Source organism: Ursidibacter maritimus, assembly GCF_009761395.1.
In the GTDB taxonomy this organism is placed as follows: Bacteria; Pseudomonadota; Gammaproteobacteria; order Enterobacterales; family Pasteurellaceae; genus Ursidibacter; species Ursidibacter maritimus.
The window spans coordinates 93,316-110,599 of sequence record NZ_LEKN01000001.1 but is presented as its reverse complement, the minus strand read 5'-3'; the positions used below and the strand labels follow the sequence as shown (position 1 = coordinate 110,599).

At 38.5% G+C, this 17,284-nt stretch carries 18 protein-coding genes; 2 read left to right on the top strand and 16 right to left on the bottom strand.

Features of this window, described 5'->3' with window-relative positions; all coding sequences use genetic code 11:
* Window positions 1–253: 253 nt before the first annotated feature.
* The 14 genes from A1D26_RS00540 to A1D26_RS00475 all read right to left on the bottom strand — a co-directional run bounded on the left by A1D26_RS00540 (window position 254) and on the right by A1D26_RS00475 (window position 12,494).
* Window positions 254–1,177, bottom strand: coding sequence for an arginase (locus tag A1D26_RS00540; RefSeq protein ID WP_157402188.1), 924 nt, complete (start codon window positions 1,175–1,177; stop codon window positions 254–256).
* Window positions 1,178–1,263: 86 nt separating this feature from the next.
* Window positions 1,264–2,088, bottom strand: a complete 825-nt coding sequence (gene mutM, locus A1D26_RS00535) for a bifunctional DNA-formamidopyrimidine glycosylase/DNA-(apurinic or apyrimidinic site) lyase (protein ID WP_157402187.1) — start codon at window positions 2,086–2,088, stop codon at window positions 1,264–1,266.
* Window positions 2,089–2,163: 75 nt separating this feature from the next.
* Window positions 2,164–3,444, bottom strand: a complete 1,281-nt coding sequence (gene brnQ, locus A1D26_RS00530; RefSeq protein WP_157402186.1) for a branched-chain amino acid transport system II carrier protein — start codon at window positions 3,442–3,444, stop codon at window positions 2,164–2,166.
* Between the two features lie 131 nt (window positions 3,445–3,575).
* Window positions 3,576–4,301 carry a 3-oxoacyl-ACP reductase FabG gene (fabG, locus tag A1D26_RS00525; RefSeq protein ID WP_157393740.1) on the bottom strand — a complete coding sequence of 242 codons (726 nt, stop codon included), beginning with the start codon at window positions 4,299–4,301 and terminating at the stop codon, window positions 3,576–3,578.
* A 48-nt stretch (window positions 4,302–4,349) separates the two neighbouring features.
* Window positions 4,350–5,285, bottom strand: a complete 936-nt coding sequence (gene fabD / locus A1D26_RS00520; RefSeq protein ID WP_157402185.1) for an ACP S-malonyltransferase — start codon at window positions 5,283–5,285, stop codon at window positions 4,350–4,352.
* Between the two features lie 65 nt (window positions 5,286–5,350).
* Window positions 5,351–6,046 (bottom strand): epoxyqueuosine reductase QueH, encoded by a 696-nt coding sequence (locus A1D26_RS00515; protein ID WP_157393742.1) that lies wholly within the window; start codon window positions 6,044–6,046, stop codon window positions 5,351–5,353.
* Window positions 6,047–6,079: 33 nt separating this feature from the next.
* Window positions 6,080–7,063, bottom strand: coding sequence for an octaprenyl diphosphate synthase (gene ispB, locus A1D26_RS00510; RefSeq protein WP_157402184.1), 984 nt, complete (start codon window positions 7,061–7,063; stop codon window positions 6,080–6,082).
* A gap of 170 nt (window positions 7,064–7,233) precedes the next feature.
* On the bottom strand, window positions 7,234–8,517 hold the full coding sequence (locus A1D26_RS00505) for an HlyC/CorC family transporter (protein ID WP_157402183.1): 1,284 nt from the start codon (window positions 8,515–8,517) through the stop codon (window positions 7,234–7,236).
* Between the two features lie 95 nt (window positions 8,518–8,612).
* Complete coding sequence (locus tag A1D26_RS00500; RefSeq protein ID WP_157402182.1) at window positions 8,613–9,392, bottom strand: cytochrome C assembly family protein; 780 nt, start codon at window positions 9,390–9,392, stop codon at window positions 8,613–8,615.
* An 88-nt stretch (window positions 9,393–9,480) separates the two neighbouring features.
* Window positions 9,481–9,777: a DUF167 family protein YggU gene (yggU, locus tag A1D26_RS00495; RefSeq protein ID WP_157402181.1), complete on the bottom strand. Its 297-nt coding sequence runs from the start codon at window positions 9,775–9,777 to the stop codon at window positions 9,481–9,483.
* A 9-nt stretch (window positions 9,778–9,786) separates the two neighbouring features.
* The gene (locus A1D26_RS00490) at window positions 9,787–10,320 is read right to left on the bottom strand and encodes a YggT family protein (RefSeq protein WP_157402180.1); all 534 of its coding nucleotides are present in this window, start codon (window positions 10,318–10,320) and stop codon (window positions 9,787–9,789) included.
* Window positions 10,321–10,367: 47 nt separating this feature from the next.
* Window positions 10,368–10,715 (bottom strand): YggL family protein, encoded by a 348-nt coding sequence (locus tag A1D26_RS00485; RefSeq protein ID WP_157393748.1) that lies wholly within the window; start codon window positions 10,713–10,715, stop codon window positions 10,368–10,370.
* An 18-nt stretch (window positions 10,716–10,733) separates the two neighbouring features.
* On the bottom strand, window positions 10,734–11,477 hold the full coding sequence (gene trmB / locus A1D26_RS00480) for a tRNA (guanosine(46)-N7)-methyltransferase TrmB (RefSeq protein WP_157402179.1): 744 nt from the start codon (window positions 11,475–11,477) through the stop codon (window positions 10,734–10,736).
* A gap of 66 nt (window positions 11,478–11,543) precedes the next feature.
* On the bottom strand, window positions 11,544–12,494 hold the full coding sequence (locus tag A1D26_RS00475; RefSeq protein WP_157402178.1) for a beta-ketoacyl-ACP synthase III: 951 nt from the start codon (window positions 12,492–12,494) through the stop codon (window positions 11,544–11,546).
* A 299-nt stretch (window positions 12,495–12,793) separates the two neighbouring features.
* On the opposite strand from A1D26_RS00475, the gene cyaY reads away from it, so the two are divergent.
* A complete protein-coding gene (gene cyaY, locus A1D26_RS00470; RefSeq protein ID WP_157402177.1) occupies window positions 12,794–13,102 on the top strand; it encodes an iron donor protein CyaY in 309 nt (102 codons plus the stop codon).
* Window positions 13,102–14,919 (top strand): ATP-dependent DNA helicase RecQ, encoded by a 1,818-nt coding sequence (gene recQ, locus A1D26_RS00465; protein ID WP_157402176.1) that lies wholly within the window; start codon window positions 13,102–13,104, stop codon window positions 14,917–14,919. The genes cyaY and recQ overlap by 1 nt, the downstream gene beginning before the upstream one ends.
* Here the strand turns inward: recQ and A1D26_RS00460 are convergent.
* Window positions 14,910–15,728 (bottom strand): glycosyltransferase family 2 protein, encoded by an 819-nt coding sequence (locus A1D26_RS00460; RefSeq protein WP_157402175.1) that lies wholly within the window; start codon window positions 15,726–15,728, stop codon window positions 14,910–14,912. The genes recQ and A1D26_RS00460 overlap by 10 nt on opposite strands.
* Window positions 15,729–15,835: 107 nt before the next feature.
* Window positions 15,836–17,233: a prephenate-dependent tRNA uridine(34) hydroxylase TrhP gene (trhP, locus tag A1D26_RS00455; protein ID WP_157402174.1), complete on the bottom strand. Its 1,398-nt coding sequence runs from the start codon at window positions 17,231–17,233 to the stop codon at window positions 15,836–15,838.
* Window positions 17,234–17,284: the final 51 nt, after the last annotated feature.

The window sequence follows — 17,284 nt, the reverse complement described above, 5'->3', positions numbered from 1 at the left end:
ATTTGTTGCTAGTGTTTATTTTTTAAATGTTAGTAACTCTGTTTATTTAAAAAATCTTTTATAAACAACACATTACGTTTTTCGTTAATTCATTGTGATTGTTTAATCCTCGCATCACAATCTGTTGATAGGTTTGTCTACATCATGTGTAATCGTCCAAATTTTAATGGGAGCTAATTTATTCTTGAAGGAAAATGTTTTATAGCATTTATGACAAAAATATCGCTGAATATTATTTATGGTCTCAAACTGACTAATTCAGTTGCCTTTTCTCAATTTTGGCTAGAGATTGTGTAAACAGACGATATATCATTTCATATTCTTCAGTATTTTCTGACAGCGTTGGGTTAAATTCTGTGATTTCAAATACGCTAAGATTTTGTAAGACTAAGAGCTGCTCTAATAACATGGTCATTTCTGCTTCTGTAAAGCCTTCCGAAACAGGTGTTCCCGTTGCACTAATTAAGCCAGCATCAAGGGCATCAATATCAAAACTTACATAGAGTAAATCAACATCGGCAAATTGCTGTTTAACTTGGGCGAGAACCTTTTCAAATCCAAGTTCTCGCATTTTCTGTGTTGAATAATAAGGAATACTTAGTTCTTGAATAAGAGCTATCTCTTGTGATTCAAAGTCTCTTAAACCTAAGAAACAAATATCTTGTGGCAAAATGCCTTGAGAAGTTGGTGCAAGCTGTTTTAAATGCTGCCAGTAGCGAGCTACTTCAGGGGTAAGTGTATGAATTTGTTGGGCTAAATTATCTTGGCGTAGTATGGCCGCAAGGCTCATTCCGTGGATATTGCCTGATGGTGTGGTATATGGTGTATGTAAATCAGCGTGAGCATCGATCCAAATCACACCAATACGTTTTTTAGGATAAGCATTACAAAATGCGGATAGCGTTCCTATCGCATTGGAATGATCCCCAGTCAGTATTACAGGGAATTCTGACCGTTGGTAATATTGCGTTAAAACAGGAACAAATTGTTGGAAAAAAGCGGTCAGATTATCAATATATTTTGCAGGTGGGGTAAGATATTTACTGTTTGAATGGTTTTCAAAAATGGCAGTAGGTTGAATAGAATGTCGCTCGCATAACCATTTTACTCCCTCATGGCTCCCCCGTTTGCCAGCACCAGTATCTGATAAAATTTGAATAATGTTGATTGTTTGCATACTGTTTCTCCATAAAATAGTATGAGTATTACCTAAGTTATGCAAATAATCAACATTTCCCTAACAAAAAATTAACATTTTGGAGTTTATCTAGGTAATTTCTGGCATTTAGGGCAGTAAAAACTGTTTCGCTGCCCGATAATTTGGGCTTCGATCAAGCTACCGCAGTCATTACATTCCTTCCCTTTTCGCCCATAAACTTGCAATACTTGAGCAAAATAGCCAGGTTTGCCATCAGGCTGAATAAAGTCCTTGAGCGTTGTACCACCTTGTAAAATGGCTTTAGAAAGTACAGATTTAATCACAGTAACCAATCGCTCACACTGTTTTGGGCTTAAATTTTGTGTAGCCAGGTTAGGATGAATACCTGCCTGAAAAAGCGATTCACAAGCGTAAATATTACCCACACCGACAACCACTGCATTATTCATAATGAAGTTTTTTACTGCAACAGTTTTATTACGGCTTTGTTGATAAAGATAGTTGCCTGTAAATTGCTCTGAAAGTGGTTCAGGGCCTAATTTGACTAACAGCTCCGCATTTTCAGCATTTTCCACCCATAACCAAGCCCCAAATTTACGAGGGTCGTTATAACGCAAAATAGTTCCATCTGTGGTAACTAAATCAACGTGATCGTGCTTACCAATCTCTTTTTCAGTCTGTTTAGTTAAAATCCCCAGTGAACCAGACATTCCAAGATGAATTAAAATATCGCCTTGATTGGTCTGAATGATGAGATACTTAGCTCTGCGATAAATCGCTAGAATTTTTGCTCCAGTCATTTGGTTTAATTCATCACTGACAAGCCAACGTAGTTGCTTTTGGCGAATAATAATTTGCTCAATATTTTTCCCAACTAAGTAAGGGGAAACACCACGCACACTCGTTTCAACTTCGGGTAATTCAGGCATTTTTTCTCCACATAAGCGGTAAGATTCACGAATGATTTTGCAAAACGGGAAGTGTTCCTCACTTCCCGTTTTACGCTATTTTGTCATTTTGGCAATAATGTAGCCCAACAATGTTCCGATAATTGCAAAAGGCAACCATTCCATTGAGTAAGCAGTTAATGGTAACTGAGCAATAAATTCCACTTTTGCCACTGATGCGATGGATACGACAGTAACCAAAATAATCGGTAAGCCTTGAGCTAATTTAGGCAAAGGCATAACTAGATTAACTAGCAGAACCAGTAAGGCGGTCATTGAAATCGGATAAAGCACCAACAGTACAGGAACAGATTTGCTAATCACAGCATTTAACCCTTGATTTGCTAAACCAAAGCCGATCAAGGTAAATAGCACTGCATAGGCTTTATATGGAATTCTTGGGAATACGCTGTGGAAGTAGGCTGAAGTGGAAACTACCAAGCCAATAGCGGTAGTTAAACAAGCTAATGTTACAATTAAACCAAGCAGGCTACGCCCAAGCTCACCAAAGGTTTGATTTGCGGTTGCATTGAGAATAAATGTACCTAAATTTTGACCTTTAGTTGCAACATCAGTGACTGTATCTGCACTTAATGGAATTTTATAACCAATCCAACCAATAGAAATATAAATCACTGCAAGTGAAATGGCGGCGATCAATGCGGCTAAGGTCGTTTGTTTTACAAGTGAACTATTAGCTTGAGCTTTTGCTTTGATACCATTGATGACAAGCACGGAGAAGGCGAATGCGGCTAGTGCGTCCATTGTCTGATAACCTTCAATAAAACCTGTAAAAAATGGTGTTTCTAATGTTTTTACTTCTGCCGTTTCTATACCAGAGAAGATCATTACCGCACGAATAACTAGGGCTATAATAGCAATTAGCAGAGTAGGGGTAAGAATTGCTCCGATACGATCAACCATTTTGCTTGGGTTTAAACTTAACCATAACGTAATCGCAAAATAACCAAAGGTAAACAACAATAATGATGTAGGGCTAGTTTGTTCTAAAAATGGTGTAAGAGCGATGTCATACGCTGTTGCGGCTGTACGCGGAATGGCAAAGAAAGGCCCGATGGTCAGATAAATTGCTCCAAGCAATAATAACGAGATGATTGGGCTAATATTTTCCAACGCTTTTTTGTAACCGCCTTCGTAGTAAGCTGCCACAATAGTTGCCACTAAGGGTAAACCTACGCCAGTTAGCACAAAACCAGCAATAGATGTCCAGAAATCAGCTCCACTATCAAAGCCTAATTTTGGTGGGAAAATTAAGTTACCTGCTCCAAAAAAAACAGCAAATAACATAAAACCTACCACAAGGGTATTTTTATTCATTATAAAACCTCACAAAAACGCAAATTGCGTATTATCCACTAAAAATAAAAAACGATGAACCAATTCAATTTGGAATTGGTTCATTTACTACTTAATCAATGATATTGATATAAACTAACCGCTTATAGCGATTAGCTCATATATAAACCACCATTAACGTGAATGGTTTCACCGTTGATGTAGCCAGCATCATCAGATGCAAGGAAAGCAACTGCTTTTGCAATATCTTGTGCTGAGCCTAATTTTCCTGCTGGAATTTGACTTAAGATCGCATTTTTTTGATCTTCGGTTAATTCATCAGTCATATCTGTTGCAATAAAGCCTGGAGCGACTACGTTTACTGTAACGCCACGAGATGCCACTTCTTTGGCTAATGATTTTGAAAAACCAACCAAACCTGCTTTAGCTGCACAATAGTTTGTTTGACCAGGGTTACCCATTGAACCTACCACTGAACCAATCGTAATGATACGTCCGCCTTTTTTCATCATCGGACGTAATACTGCTTTTGATAAGCGATAAACTGACGTGAGATTAGTTTGAATAATATCGAACCAATCATCTTCTTTCATACGCATTAACAAGCCATCACGAGTAATGCCGGCATTATTGACAAGAATATCAATATCACCAAATTGTTCTTTAATTTGAGCGAGTACTTGTTCGATAGATTCAGCGTCAGCAACGTTTAACACTAAGCCTTTACCTTGTTCACCTAAGTAAGCTGAAATAGATTCTGCTCCTTTTTCAGATGTTGCTGTCCCGATGACGAAAGCGCCTTTAGATACTAATTCTTCTGCGATTGCTCGCCCAATTCCACGAGTTGCACCCGTTACCAATGCGATTTTATTTTGCATATTCGTTTATCCTAATTGATTGATTATTTTCTCTTTAGAAAAGTTAAATTAAAATTCGATAGTTTCAAAGGTTGCGACATCATTGACTGCTTTTGCCGAAAGTTCTTTGACAATACGGCTTGTTAAGCCTGTTAATACTTTATTTGGCCCGATTTCATATAAGCTTGTAACGCCTTCTTGTGCCATTTTTTCAACACTTTCTGTCCAACGAACAGGACTGTAAAGTTGGCGAACTAGCGCATCACGAATCTTATCAGCATCACTTTCTACCGCAACATCAACGTTGTTGATAACAGGCACAAGCGGTGCGTTTAATGGAATATTTTGCAATGCTTGAGCCAGCTTTTCAGCTGCTGGTTTCATTAAGGCACAGTGAGATGGCACGCTCACAGCTAATGGTAATGCACGTTTTGCACCAGCTTCTTTACAAAGTTCTCCAGCACGTTCTGCGGCTGCTTTTGTTCCTGCAATCACAACTTGTCCTGGTGAGTTAAAATTCACCGCAGAAACAATTTCGCCCACTTCTTGTTGGGCTTGTTCACAGGCTTTGATGATCGAATCATTATCTAAGCCGATAATCGCAAACATTGCGCCAGTTCCTGCAGGTACAGCACTTTGCATTGCTTGTCCGCGCAGTTCAACGAGTTTAATCGCATCTTGGAAATCTAACACGCCAGCACAAACTAGTGCAGAATATTCGCCTAAACTATGTCCTGCCATTACCGCAGGTTTTTGTTCTGGGAATTTCTCTTGCCAAATACGATAAAGTGTGACTGATGCAGCTAATAGAGCAGGTTGTGTACGTTGTGTTTGACCAAGATCTTCTGCCGTTCCATTTTGAACAAGATCCCATAAATCATAACCAAGTACATCACTCGCTTGTTTAAAAGTTTGTTCAACAACTGGGTAAATAGGTGCAAGATCCGCTAACATTCCAACCGCTTGCGAACCTTGTCCGGGGAATACCATTGCAAATTTAGACATTTTTTATCCTCTTATTTAATTTCTGAATTTTTCCATTTCTATCACGAAGTGGGATAGCTAATCATTTAATCCGCTGAATAATATAGTTTACCGATCTCAATCTTTTGGCGACCATTTGCTTCACGCCATTTATTCGTATCTCTTAATGAATAGACACAACCACAGTATTCTTGTTGATAGAAACGCTCACGTTTACTGATTTCAATCATTCGTTGTGAGCCACCACCTTTACGCCAGTTGTAATCCCAATAGACCACATCATCATATTTTTCAGCGGCACGATGTCCACAGCCATTGATTTGGTTCATATCTTTCCAACGAGAAATCCCTAAACAGCTAGTAAACACAGGAAACCCGTTTTGATGAGCATATTCGGCTGCTTTTTCAAAACGCATATCAAAGCACATTGTGCAACGAATACCACGCTCAGGCTCATCTTCCATTCCCTTCGCACGATCGAACCAATTTTGGCGGTCGTAATCTGCATCAATAAATGGAATGCCCCATTTTTCAGCAAAGCGAATGTTTTCTTCTTTACGGATCAAATATTCTTTCAATGGGTGAATGTTCGGGTTGTAAAAATAGATGGTAAATTCAATCCCTGATGCGTGAATGGCTTCCATCACTTCTCCAGAACAAGGGGCACAACAAGAGTGTAGCAACAATTTGTTATGTCCATTTGGCAGTTCTAATTTTTCACGCACAAAAGGTGCATTTGGATCTTTGCCCTTACGGGTCTTTTTGATTGGTTGTTCAGTCATAGGTATCACTTAAAATTCTAAAAAATATCGGTATTAGTAACTTCTATCCACCGACAAATATGCCAATGAAATCAACGCTTGTTTATATTCATTATCAGGTAACTCTACAATTGCATCAACGGCTTTTTGTGCTTCTTGCTTGGCTCGCTGCATTGCATAATCAAGAGAATGATGTTCAGCCATAATTGCCAAAATGTCATCAAGAGCTTCACGTTTTCCGCCTTGCTCAATTGCTTCACGAATAAGGGTGGATTGTTGTTCATTGCCGTTTTTCATTGCGTGTAATAATGGCAATGTTGGCTTGCCTTCGGCTAAATCATCGCCGATATTCTTGCCTAATTTTTCTGCATTCGCACTGTAATCTAAAATATCATCAACTAACTGGAAAGCCGTACCGAGGTAACGCCCATAATCTTTTAGTGCCGTAATCAAGCGAGCATCTGCTCCAGCAACAATCGCCGCACATTGTGTTGCGGCTTCAAACAGGCGGGCGGTTTTGCTGTAAATGACCTGCATATAATTTTCTTCAGTCGTGTCAGGGTCATTTACATTCATTAGTTGCTGTACTTCACCTTCCGCAATCACGTTAGTTGCATCAGACATTACTGCTAAAATATCTAAGGATTGTAAACTTGCCATCATCTGAAAAGCACGCGTATAGATAAAATCGCCAACTAATACGCTTGCAGCATTGCCAAAACGTGCATTTGCTGTTTCACGTCCTCGACGCATATCCGATTCATCAACAACATCATCGTGTAATAACGTTGCCGTATGGATAAATTCCACAAAAGCTGCGCAGGTAATGTGCTGTTGCCCTTTATAGCCTAAAGCATTAGCCGCTAATACTGCAATTAATGGGCGAATGCGTTTACCACCGCCACTAATAATGTAATGTCCAAGTTGGTTGATTAGGACGACATCAGAATTGAGTTGAGCCAAAATTGCATGATCAACAGCTTGCATATCCGCTTTGGCAAGTGCAGAAATCTGTTCAAGGGTAAGTTGCTTTGTCATTGATGGAATCTTTTTATAATAAATAAGGCGAGATTTTACCTTAATGTGTAGATTGGTTCAAAATAAGAATGCAAACAAGCGGTCTGTTCCGATGAGAAATTTGCAAAAATTGTCATTTTAAGGGATTTTTGAGTGTAAAGGACGCTAATAAAGCGTCCCGTTTTAATTCACTATTCTGTGTTGCTAGAAGATGTCGGATTAAATGGTTCGACTTTAGCCAGTTTCACCACATTATCGTTTACTTCTAAAATGGTTACTTTGAGATTAAGTAAAGTAAATTGCGTATCTTCATCGGGAATTTTTTCTAGATGTTCCAAGATCAAACCATTAAAGGTGCGGACTTCATCAACGGGTAAATTCCAGTTAAAGAGTTTGTTGAGATCACGCAAGTTTGCAGAACCTTCAATCAATACTGAGCCATCAGATTGTGGTTTAACTTCTTCATCTAATGTTGGTGCGGCAGATGTGGTAAATTCACCCACAATTTCTTCTAGAATATCTTCCAAGGTAACCAAACCTTTAATATCGCCATATTCATCAACCACTAAACCGATACGTTCTTTATTGGCTTTGAAGTTCATTAATTGGGTAGTTAATGGTGTACCTTCGGGGATAAAATAAGCTTCATCAACCGCACGAACAAGCATTTCTTTAGTAAATTCATTACGTTCGAGCATTAGACGGAATGCTTCTCGAACTCTTAACATGCCAAGAATACTTTTATCCATATTGCCTTTGTAAATCACCACACGCGCGTGTGCAGCACCAGTGAGCTGACGCATTATGGCTTTCCAATCGTCATCAATATCAATGCCACCGATGTCGTTGCGTGGAACCATAATATCGTCCACTGTTACCTTTTCCATATCTAAGATAGAAACAAGCATATCTTGGTGAGCCGTTGGAATAAAACGTCCAGCTTCAAGTACCACTCCGCGTAGCTCTTCACTACTTAGCCCCGATTTTTCTGATTTACGAATGCGTAAAACTTTCATTAACCCCCTGATGATAAGGTTCATCAAGAAAACGAGTGGTCGCAGCAATTTTTGTAGTGGCATTAAAATGTGGCTAGCACTAAAGCCAACTTTTTCTGGATAAATTGCTGCAATGGTTTTAGGGAGAATTTCAGAGAACACCAGCATTACAAGAGTCAGTAAACCTGTTGCAATCGCTACGCCTGCATCACCAGAAAGTTGTAAACCAATCATACCTGCGATAGTCGCAGCCGCATTATTGACTAGGTTATTACAAATTAAAATAAGGCTTAACAGCGAGTCGGTTTTACCAAGAAGTTTTTCCGCTTGTTTCGCACCACGATGACCTTTTTCAGCCAGATGTCGCATTCGGTAGCGGTTTAAAGACATTAGCCCTGTTTCAGAGCCAGAAAAAAATGCAGATAAAACGAGAAGGATAGCGAGGGCAATAAATAAGCTACTCAGGGGGATACTTTCCAACGTAAAATTCCTATGTTCGTGAATCAAATAAGCGGTTAGATTGCAGGAAATTTTTGCAAAAAATAGCGATAATCCAACCGCTTGCTAATCCGTATTTACACCATACGGCTGCCAAAGTAGGCAAAAGTTAGCAACATCATACCTGAAATTGAGTAAATTAGCACCCGATTTCCACGCCAGTGCAGTTTCCATTGTCCTAACAATAAAATGCCATAAACAATCCACGCCATAAATGAAAAAATTGCTTTATGAATGTGTTCAGTCTCGAGGAAATTTTGTAGGTATATCATCCCTGACAAAAGTGTTAGGGTTAGAAAAAATTGTGCGACTAAATTAAGTGTAAAGAAATGGCGATTGACCGTCATCAATGGCGGTAATACTGGCGAGAGAACATTTTTCTTGCGTTTGAGACGACTATCTAACCATTTCAGTTGGAAAGCGTAGAGTAGTGCAATCGAAAACAGCGCGTAAGAGAAAATCGCAATGGCTAAATGCAACATCAAGCCTGTATTTTCTGCGATTTGCTTAATAAAACTGCCTTCCACAAAGGTGGATAGCACAAGATGAACAATACCCATTGCATAGATAATCGACAATGGAAACCAAATGGTTTTCCAACGGAGTAATGCCAATGTGGCTAAACCGCTGATGCTCACACTAATCAGTGAGCCAACATTCATTATCGTGAAATTTTGCCCTCCCCCCACAAACAAGAGTTGTGAAATATTAACCGAATGGAAGATAACAGCAAACGAACCTAAAATAAATACAGCTTTTACATTAAGTTTTTGGCTACTGTCCAGATGAGCCAATGTGAGCGTAATCCATAACAACGCCCCAAGATAAGTTAGAATGGCTAATATAGCGAATAACATTGTGAATGCCTAAAAAATAAGAATAGTTTTCAATAGAGTATAACGTTATCAGTTTTTCGATTTTTTGGCTACGATACGGATCAAAAATTTATATGAGCAGATTATTAATTTCATTTGGGATCTGTTTTGGCTCGGGAATAAAAATTTGTTTATGTCTTTGTAACTCGCCTTTTTCTAACACAATGCTACTTTTAGGGACTTTGAATAGCTTACTTAAATATTTGATTAAATGAGCATTTGCTTGTCCATCGACAGGTGGGGCAGTAATCGCAATTTTAAGCTCATTATCGTGTAAACCGACAATTTGATCTCGGCTGGCTTTGGGTTGTAAAAAAATCCGCAAGCGAATACCTTGCGGATTTGTGGTTAATTCAACGGCTTGCACTGTTAATCCTTAAGCCACAGCCCATAGTAGCCCAAATAAATTATAGAACAGTGTATTGAGTAGAAGTAAGCCGAAACCCAATACCATTACTGAAAAATCAAGCATTCCTGTGCGTGGTAAGACTTTACGGATAATACTGAGAACTGGTTCAGTAATTTGTGCAACAACATAATCAAGAGGGTGATTACCTTGTGTTACCCAACTCATTAAGGCACGAATTAAGGTCGTAAAAAAGAGAATTTGCCCAAAAGTTTTTAATAAACTGAGTAAACCAATGAGTACAGCTCTAGGGATCTCAAAACCAAATAAGATAAATTGTAAGCTAACGATAGCCATTGCTAATAATAATGCAGCAAAATTTATGCGTTTAACCGTTGGGATAATTTTGCTCACAGGGTTTACAATCGGATTGGTTAAACGCATCAACGTTTGTGAAATCGGCATATAAGGATCGACATTACAAAATTGTAGCCACGTTCTTAATACCAAGACAAAGTTAAAAAAGCCAACAATAATTGACAAAATAGGGGCTAGGAACTCCATTTTATTTCTCCGAAATACTCTCTCTTAAAGAGAGAGTATAGATATGACTACGCTTCGTTAATTGGTAAATCCCACCAAATATCAAATAAGCTACTCACTTCAATTTCAATTAAACCGTTAGCTTCTAACCATTTTTGTACAAGTTCGCGGTGTGATTCATCGCATTTGCCTAATTTTTCTAAGCAAACTAAGCCTTCCCAATGTAAATAGCCGCTACCTTCGTAAGCTAAACCATTTGGGCGGATCACTTCATCAATAAAACGATCAACGGTATTATCAATTTGGTCAATACCAGTGCCTTCAGCAAATTGGAATTTCACTAAAAAACCAAGTTCTTGGAATTCAGCTAAGTGCATTTTTTTACGTTGTCTGCGGTTGCGAGTTGGTTGTGTCATTTTAAGTCTCCTATGTCATTACTGTTTAATAAAGTAGAGATCCCAAACGCCGTGTCCAAGTTTATGTCCACGTTCTTCAAACTTTGTAAGCGGACGAAAATCAGGGCGAGGGATAAAATCATTCGTTGCAGATTGATTTTGTAATTGTGGGAATTGGCGTAATACTTCAAGCATATGCTCAGAGTAATTTTCCCAGTCTGTTGCCATATGAATAAAACCCTTTGGTGCTAATTTTTCGAGTAAACGCTCGACAAAAGCAGGTTGTACAATACGGCGTTTATGGTGTTTTGCTTTTTGCCAAGGGTCAGGGAAGTAAAGTTGTAATCCACCCAGTGAATTTGGTGCGATGCTATCTCGTAAAATTTCTGTTGCATCGTGGCAAATTACACGCAAGTTTTTAACGCCTTTTTCCACTGCATAGGCAATACAAGCCCCAACACCAGGGGTATGAACTTCAATCCCAATATAATTGCGATCTGGATTTTGTTCTGCCATTTCCACCAGGGATTTCCCCATTCCAAAACCAATTTCTAGCACAACAGGGTTATTATTGCCAAAAATAGTTGCAAAATCGAAAGGGGTATTTTGATAATCTAAACCAAGATTAGCCCAGTTATTATTCATCATATCTCGTTGATAATCGCTTAGGCGACCTGTGCGTAACACAAAGCTACGCACTTTTCGCACATAACGACCATCAGCAGTAAATTCGGCTTGTTCAACGGTTTTACGCTTTTTGTCCGCAAAAGTTGTCTGTTCCATATTATTTTAGTTTTGTTCCATTAAATACTTGGAAGTGTAAAAAATCCTAATTATCTCACCGCTTCGCTAGAAACGAACTAAGGCAGAACCCCAAGTCCAACCGCCACCGAAGGCTTCAAGCAACAATAATTGCCCACGTTGAATACGCCCATCACGCACAGCTTCATCTAATGCAACAGGGATTGTCGCTGCACTTGTATTACCGTAGCGGTCTAGAGTAATAACGACTTGGGAAAGATCCATAGCCAATTTTTCCGCCGTTGCACTAATGATGCGTAAATTGGCTTGATGTGGAACCAGCCAGTCAAGAGCAGATTTATCAAGGTTATTTTCACTTAATGTTTCTTCAACAACATTAGCCAGTTCTCTTACGGCAAGTTTGAATGTCGCATTGCCTTGCATCTCAATATAGCCAGATTTTTCAACACCACGTTCTGCTTGTGGTAACACGAGTGAGTTTGTTTTATCTGCTGCAGAATGTAAATGCGTAGAAATAATCCCTTCTTGTTCACTAGTTTCTAAAATGACCGCACCAGCACCATCACCGAATAACACGACTGTGCCACGATCGGTTTCATCTAATTTGCGAGAGTTAAGATCAGAACCAACCACTAATGCCTTTTTCACTTTACCACTTTTGACAAATTGATCTGCAACACTTAAGGCATAAACAAAGCCTGTACAAGCTGCGGCCACATCAAAAGCAATGGCATCTTCAATCTCTAAAATACCTTGAATTTGGCAAGCAGCACTTGGATAAGCGTGCGAATTGCTGGTTGTTCCAACAATGATGAGATCGATTTCTTGTGGATCAATCTGTGCTTGTTCTAAACATTTTTTGGCTGCTTCTGCCCCCATTGTTGCGGAAGTTTCGTGAGCAGCGGCAATACGGCGTTCTTTAATACCTGAACGGGTAGTGATCCACTCATCTGAGGTGTCCACCATTTTTTCTAAATCCGCATTAGTACGGATTTGGCTTGGTAAATAGCTACCAGTCGCTAAAATTCTACTGTACATATCTTGTTCTCAATAAATTTAGACTGCTCCCATTATACCGCAAAATCCGCATATTGCGAAAATGGTGTAGAAAGAGATTAGAAAAATAAGGAATGCAGATCTTTTAAGTTTTGAATTTACAATCTAAATACAACAATTTTAACCTCAAATACAACTCAAAACATTGTGAAAATAGTATAAAATTTAGGCTAATATAATACAGCCCCATATTTTCACAAATTTGAGATTGCAAATAGTGAGAGAAAAATTCAAAATAGCGGTTTGATTTTTCTAAAAATTTACCATTTAAGTGAGTGATTATGAACGTAGCAGAATTTCATCAAGAAATAGAAAAAGTATGGGAACATATCGAAGAACAGCTAGAAGAACAAGGCTGTGATGTAGATTGCGAAACACAAGGTGCGGTATTTACCATTACTTTTGATGATGACTCTCAAATTGTGATCAATAAACAAGAAGCAATGTTAGAACTCTGGTTAGCAAGCAAATTAGGTGGTTTCCATTTTGCCTATCGTGATGGCGATTGGGTAAGTGCCGAAGGGCGTTCTTTTTGGGTTCATTTAGAAGAAGCCGTTGCTCGCCACGGAGAAACTCTCTCTTTTAGCTAATGCCCATCTCAAATCTTGCAAAAGCCAAAGAAGTTTTACATAACGTCTTTGGCTATCAATCATTCCGACAAGGTCAATCTGAAGTAATTGACGCCATTCTTACAGGCAAAGATTGCCTTGTCATTATGACTACTGGTGGCGGTAAATCGTTATGCTACCAAGTGCCTGCATTATGTTTAGACGGCATTACATTAGTGATTTCCCCTCTCATTTCGTTAATGAAAGATCAGGTAGATCAATTATTGACAAACGGTGTGGAAGCCGCCTATCTCAATTCAACTCAAACCTTAGAAGAACAGCAGAAAGTTGAGCAAAAAGCCCTATCAGGACAACTTAAATTACTTTATCTTTCGCCAGAAAAAGTAATGACATCAGGCTTTTTTCACTTTATTTCACATTGCAAAATAAGCCTGATTGCTGTTGATGAAGCACACTGTGTTTCACAATGGGGACACGATTTCCGCCCTGAATATACTTTACTCGGCGGATTGCGAAAAACTTTCCCAAACATACCGCTTGTAGCACTTACTGCAACTGCCGATCCTACTACTCGAGTAGATATTTTACAGCATCTAAAATTACAAGATCCGCACACTTATTTGGGCAGTTTTGATCGCCCAAACATTCGTTATACCGTACAAGAAAAATTTAAACCAACAGAGCAGTTAATTAAATTTATTCTTAGCCAACAGGGTAAAAGTGGCATTGTTTATTGTAATAGTCGTAAAAAAGTAGAAGAAATTACCGAAAAATTAGCTGCTAAGCGAGTAAGTGTAATGGGCTATCACGCAGGAATGACAATGCAAGAGCGTGAAACGGTACAAAATGCTTTTCAGCGAGATAACATTCAAGTAGTTGTCGCTACCGTTGCTTTTGGAATGGGGATCAATAAATCTAATGTCCGCTTTGTTGTACATTTTGATTTACCCCGTAGTATCGAATCCTACTATCAAGAGACAGGACGAGCAGGACGAGATGATCTTCCAGCAGAAGCGGTGCTTTTTTACGATCCGTCAGATTACAGTTGGTTAAATAAAGTCTTATTAGAAAAGCCAGAAACTGAACAACGCCAAATTGAGCAACATAAATTACAAGCGATAGGGGCATTTGCTGAATCTCAAACCTGTCGCCGTTTAGTATTACTCAACTATTTTGGGGAATCTCAGCAACAACCTTGTAAAAACTGCGATATTTGTTTAGATCCACCTAAACAATACGATGCCTTAGTGGATGCTCAAAAAGTGATGTCAGTTATCTATCGAACAGGGCAACGTTTTGGTCTTCATCACGTTATTGCGGTATTACGCGGATTGAATAACCAAAAAATTCGGGAATTACAACAAGATACTCTTTCAGTCTATGGTATCGGTAAAGATAAATCACAAGAATACTGGATAAGTGTTGCTCGTCAGCTTATCCATTTGGGGCTTATCCGCCAAAATATTGTAAACCATTCAGCATTACAACTGACCGAATCTGCCCGCCCCATTTTGCGTGCAGAAACAAGTTTATCACTCGCAATGCCACGATTGAGCTTTTCTGCAACGGCTTATGTACAAAAACAACAAGTTAATCACCGTTATGATAAAGATTTATTTGCTCGTTTACGTTTCTTACGCAAGCAAATTGCCGATAAAGAAAATATTCCACCTTATGTCGTTTTTAATGATGCAACATTACAAGAAATGGCAGAATATTTACCGAGAACCGAAGATGAAATGCTAGAAATCAACGGTGTCGGCGAGAGAAAACTAGAGCGTTTCGGCGAGTTATTTTTAAATTTAATCAATGAGCATTTGGATAATCGCTATTCCTGATCCCAAGGGTAAATACCACCATAATTTGATAAATTTAGCTCGTTAAGATATTTAATTATTGCGTTATGTATTTCATACTTTTCTTGTTCTAGAAATGTGCCATAAATGCAAAAACCACCAAAAAATTTTTGAACATCAAAAATATAATTTACAGTGAATAGCTTGGTACAAATACCTTGTAATCCACTATTTACTAGAGTTTTCCATACATTAGTATCGTTTTGTTTACCACTAAACCACGTATTACATACTAAAAGTGCTATATTTCTATGGAGAAAAAAACAGTTCGTATCTATATGGCTTTCTTTATGTAAATTCACAGAAAAATTGACTATATTTCCATATATATTCATTTTTAAATCTATGGGGTTAGGCAAAATAGAGCGATAAAATCCGATAGATTCAATAGAATCTGGTGATAAAAATTCCCCATCTAGCGTATATAGATTGCGTAATGAGTAAGCATAATCATATTCCTCATTTTGCAATAACTTGACACCCGATTCAACGTGATTAGGTTCATACCAGTTATCATCATCTAAATAACAAATAACATCTTCTTTCACTAAAAAGGGAGCAATAGCGTTGATACTGCTATTTGTCCAGCCATTTGCACCTGTATTCATCGGTAGGTAGGTAACAATAACTTCAGGATATTTATCAAGAATTGTTTTTGCTTGTTGATGGTATTGCTTACCATCAACAAACACATAATGTTTACAAGGGTAACTTTGCTGACGGACGCTTAAGATAGCTCTCTCCAAATCTGAGCGACCAATTGTGGAAGTAATAACCGCAACACTTAACATAATGACACCCTAAGTATTGCGTATTGCGTATTGCGTATTGCGTATTGCGTATTGCGTATTGCGTATTGCGTATTCTACCATAGTATAGTTTCTTCCTGTATCAACATTTATAGAGATTTATGCGGATTACGCGTATTACTATCAACTAAATTACGCATTAGTAACGCATAATCCAGTTCAACATCAGCTGGAACATCTAAGAAAACAAAATGACCATCGCCAAGCCCTGCTTCAACACTTTCGTTTTTACGATTTAGCATTCGCTCAATTTTGAAGACAATATTGCCTTTTGGCGTCATCATTTCCACTTCATCGCCGAGTAAAAATTTATTTTTTACTGCTACTTCCGCCATTCCTTGCTCATTACGTTTGCCTGTGAATTCCCCGACAAACTGCTGACGTTCAGAAATAGAATAACCATAATCATAATTTTGATATTCATCGTGAGTATGACGACGTAAAAATCCTTCCGTATAGCCACGATGAGCAAGAGATTCTAAAGTATCCATCAATGATTCATCAAAAGGTTTCCCTGCAACAGCATCATCAATCGCTTTACGGTAAACTTGAGCAGTTCTAGCACAGTAATAGAATGATTTTGTACGACCTTCGATTTTCAATGAGTGAACACCGATCTGAGCTAATTTTTCAACGTGTTGTACCGCTCTCAAATCTTTTGAGTTCATTATATAAGTACCGTGTTCATCCTCATAAGCGGTCATTTGTTCGTCTGGTTTTTGCGATTCTGCTAGTAAAAAGACTTTGCTGGTGGTATCACCTTCCCCTAAAGTCGGTGCAACATTTTTAATTTGGATTTGCTGTTCAGGCTCAATTTTATCGGCAACATTGTTTGACACAATATTCCCAACATCATCTAATTTTCCTTCTTCTACCTGATATTCCCAGCGACAAGCGTTAGTACAAGTCCCTTGATTTGGATCTCGCTTATTGATATAGCCAGATAATAAACAACGTCCAGAGTACGCCATACATAATGCACCATGTACGAAAATCTCAATTTCCATATCTGGTACTTGTTGACGAATTTCTGCAATTTCATCAATCGATAATTCACGCGATAAAATAACGCGAGTTAGCCCCATTTGTCGCCAGAATTTAACGGTCGCCCAGTTTACCGCGTTCGCTTGTACTGAAAGGTGAATATCGATTTGTGGGAAATGCTCACGCACAAGCATAATTAAACCAGGATCCGACATAATTAACGCATCGGGTTGCATTGCCACAACGGGTTCTAAATCTTTAATAAAAGTTTTTAATTTTGAGTTATGCGGTGCAATATTCACGACCACATAAAATTTTTTACCTTGAGCGTGTGCTTCATCAATCCCAATTTTTAAATTAGCGTGATTAAATTCATTATTACGCACACGTAGGCTATAACGCGGTTGCCCTGCATACACAGCGTCTGCACCATAAGCAAAGGCGTAACGCATATTTTTTAGCGAGCCAGCTGGCGACAAAAGTTCTGGTTTGTTTTGTAACATTTCAAGTCTCTTTCTGATAACAAGTCAGCACCTTCTTAATAGAAGGCGTAA

Excerpts from the sequence above, each read along its gene's own strand:
- A1D26_RS00540 (WP_157402188.1), bottom strand. The coding sequence starts at position 1,177 with ATGCAAACAATCAACATTATTCAAATTTTATCAGATACTGGTGCTGGC.
- mutM (WP_157402187.1), bottom strand. The coding sequence starts at position 2,088 with ATGCCTGAATTACCCGAAGTTGAAACGAGTGTGCGTGGTGTTTCCCCT.
- brnQ (WP_157402186.1), bottom strand. The coding sequence starts at position 3,444 with ATGAATAAAAATACCCTTGTGGTAGGTTTTATGTTATTTGCTGTTTTT.
- fabG (WP_157393740.1), bottom strand. The coding sequence starts at position 4,301 with ATGCAAAATAAAATCGCATTGGTAACGGGTGCAACTCGTGGAATTGGG.
- fabD (WP_157402185.1), bottom strand. The coding sequence starts at position 5,285 with ATGTCTAAATTTGCAATGGTATTCCCCGGACAAGGTTCGCAAGCGGTT.
- A1D26_RS00515 (WP_157393742.1), bottom strand. The coding sequence starts at position 6,046 with ATGACTGAACAACCAATCAAAAAGACCCGTAAGGGCAAAGATCCAAAT.
- ispB (WP_157402184.1), bottom strand. The coding sequence starts at position 7,063 with ATGACAAAGCAACTTACCCTTGAACAGATTTCTGCACTTGCCAAAGCG.
- A1D26_RS00500 (WP_157402182.1), bottom strand. The coding sequence starts at position 9,392 with ATGTTATTCGCTATATTAGCCATTCTAACTTATCTTGGGGCGTTGTTA.
- A1D26_RS00490 (WP_157402180.1), bottom strand. The coding sequence starts at position 10,320 with ATGGAGTTCCTAGCCCCTATTTTGTCAATTATTGTTGGCTTTTTTAAC.
- A1D26_RS00485 (WP_157393748.1), bottom strand. The coding sequence starts at position 10,715 with ATGACACAACCAACTCGCAACCGCAGACAACGTAAAAAAATGCACTTA.
- trmB (WP_157402179.1), bottom strand. The coding sequence starts at position 11,477 with ATGGAACAGACAACTTTTGCGGACAAAAAGCGTAAAACCGTTGAACAA.
- A1D26_RS00475 (WP_157402178.1), bottom strand. The coding sequence starts at position 12,494 with ATGTACAGTAGAATTTTAGCGACTGGTAGCTATTTACCAAGCCAAATC.
- cyaY (WP_157402177.1), top strand. The coding sequence starts at position 12,794 with ATGAACGTAGCAGAATTTCATCAAGAAATAGAAAAAGTATGGGAACAT.
- recQ (WP_157402176.1), top strand. The coding sequence starts at position 13,102 with ATGCCCATCTCAAATCTTGCAAAAGCCAAAGAAGTTTTACATAACGTC.
- A1D26_RS00460 (WP_157402175.1), bottom strand. The coding sequence starts at position 15,728 with ATGTTAAGTGTTGCGGTTATTACTTCCACAATTGGTCGCTCAGATTTG.
- trhP (WP_157402174.1), bottom strand. The coding sequence starts at position 17,233 with ATGTTACAAAACAAACCAGAACTTTTGTCGCCAGCTGGCTCGCTAAAA.